General features: G+C 47.7%; 4 protein-coding genes. All 4 read right to left on the bottom strand.

Going from position 1 to position 2,086, the window contains the following annotated elements:
- Positions 1-83: 83 nt before the first annotated feature.
- Positions 84-290, bottom strand: coding sequence for a hypothetical protein (locus Q0257_RS03645; RefSeq protein ID WP_298021667.1), 207 nt, complete (start codon positions 288-290; stop codon positions 84-86).
- Positions 287-658 carry a hypothetical protein gene (locus tag Q0257_RS03650; protein WP_297903151.1) on the bottom strand — a complete coding sequence of 124 codons (372 nt, stop codon included), beginning with the start codon at positions 656-658 and terminating at the stop codon, positions 287-289. The genes Q0257_RS03645 and Q0257_RS03650 overlap by 4 nt, the downstream gene beginning before the upstream one ends.
- Before the next feature lie 37 nt (positions 659-695).
- The gene (locus Q0257_RS03655; RefSeq protein ID WP_298021669.1) at positions 696-1,679 is read right to left on the bottom strand and encodes an argininosuccinate synthase domain-containing protein; all 984 of its coding nucleotides are present in this window, start codon (positions 1,677-1,679) and stop codon (positions 696-698) included.
- Between the two features lie 9 nt (positions 1,680-1,688).
- Positions 1,689-2,086, bottom strand: a 398-nt coding sequence (locus Q0257_RS03660) for a hypothetical protein (RefSeq protein ID WP_298021672.1), incomplete at its 5' end; no start/stop codon positions are given.

Here is a 2,086-nt window from a genome sequence, read left to right on the forward strand (position 1 = left end):
CATTTTCGCAGAGCTTTTACGCGAAATTTTGGTGAAAGGATTTTAACTAAAATTCTATAAATTTATGACTAAAATTTTATATATCATTTCTTATCCCATAAATTCAGTTCACTTTGAATTTCTGTCTTTATATAATAAAAATTTTCTGTAATACCTGCAAATTTTGCCAATATTTTTGTCTCATCGGAAGAGCTTAAATGTACTGGAAATGATTTCACTCCATTAGAAAGCAGCCAAATAGCACGTGTTATTCCGTCAGAAAATGAACAAGCGTATTTTGTTTCTTTCACATATTCCTTTTAAAAAACGGAATACATCTTGCTTTTATTGGTACATAATACTCATCAGAATAACAACAAACTCTAGCCAATGGCACAGGATTACCAAGACCCTGTTTAAAGCCCTCTTCTGCCCAACTATATTTGTAATCGTTTCGCCAACCATCTTCCGTTTTATTGCTTATTTCTTTATCTACATCAATTTTACTATTACGCCATAATTCTAAGAATTTTATGCTATCAACAAACGCAATATCTCCAGTGTTATTTGTAAATGGGTGGCACATATATACAGATTTTTGGTTTTTAATTTTTAATTCAAAAACAACACGTTTTTCTTCAATTATAATATTTATACCGGGAAAACGTTCAAGCTTCATATTGCACTCCAATCCCTATATTTATTGACATGGCTTATCATACAAAATACTCGCGGGCGACATCCTTGCTCTCAAATGGGCTTGCGCTCAGCTCGCTGCCCTCTAAGAGCAGGGCGTAGCTGCGCGCGGCGTCCGTTTTGGCGTATGTTAGCGCCAGCCTTGCCGCAAGCTCTCTATCCGCCTCGCTCGCGCCCCTACTTAGCAGGCTTAGCGCGCCCACGACGTCATCTTTAAATTTTATCTCGCTAAATTTTGGATTTTGCACGGCGGCAAGCTTTTTGTTGTCGCTCTCATCCCGCCCGATTATGAGCTTGGCGCCCTCAGGCAAGCGCAGATGGCGTCCGAATTTTAAAATTTCAGCATCCGCGGGCGTTTCGATCTTTTCAAATTTTACCGCATCCTTGATCCGCTCGCTGAAGCTCTGCACGGTTAGCAAACAGCCTCCCGCTGGCGTTTCGTAATCCTCAAAGCCAAACTCCGCCGCCAGCTGCATCTGTCTAGCCCGCCCGCGCCCGCTGATGTCAAGCAGCGCGCCCCTATCGACCCAGCCCTTGATCTCGGGCGTCGTGGGCGGCAGCAGCTTCGCGCACAGCGGACGCAGGATCAGCCCCTCCTCATCGCCGCTAAGCCCGCCGACCTGAGCTAGAGCCTGCGCGCGCTGGCTCATCGGGCGCTGTCCGAGCACCTCGCCCGTGATGATGAAGCTCGCCTCTTCGCTTTGCAGCATCGCAAGCGCGGTCTTAAACATATATCCGTGGCAGTCGATGCAGGGGTTGAAGTGCTTGCCGTAGCCGTATTTGGGCTCGAAAAGCACCTGTCGTAGATATTCGCTTCTGATATCGACGCTTTTAAAATCCGCTCCCGCAGCAGCGGCTCTGCGGCGCATGATCTCGCTCTTATCGTCCTTACCGCCAAATCCGATATCCATATTCAGCGCGAGCACCTCGATGTCTTGCGAGACGATGAGTTTGACCGCGAGCATGGAGTCAAGCCCGCCGCTAAAGAGCGCCAATGCCTTCATTTCGTTCCTTTACTTGAGTTGATTGATCTTTTTTTGATACTCCAAGATCCGCTCGATCTTGTCGGGCGCGTCGGAGTTTTTGAGCTTTTGCATCAGATCTTGCAGGGCGTTGCGGCGTAAAATTTTGCACGCGTCGTTAAAAAGCGCCGCGCCGCCGATCGGCAAAATTTCATCGTCCAGCGCAAGCGCGCGCAGATTTTCGCGGGCTTCAGTTTCGGCGTTTTGAGCATTTTGGAAGCTTTGAGCGCTTTGAATATTTTGAGCTGCGGCCTCCCTCTCGCCCTGCTTCGCGACGTTGTTTACTTCTTGCTTCTCGCCGCCGTTTGCGCCCTGCTGCGCGGAGGAGCCTTTTAAATTTACGGCGCCTGCGGAAGCTTGCCCGTCAAAATTTTGCTCGCTAGAATTCT

Origin of the sequence: uncultured Campylobacter sp. (assembly GCF_938018035.1) — a bacterium.
Lineage (GTDB): Bacteria > Campylobacterota > Campylobacteria > Campylobacterales > Campylobacteraceae > Campylobacter_B.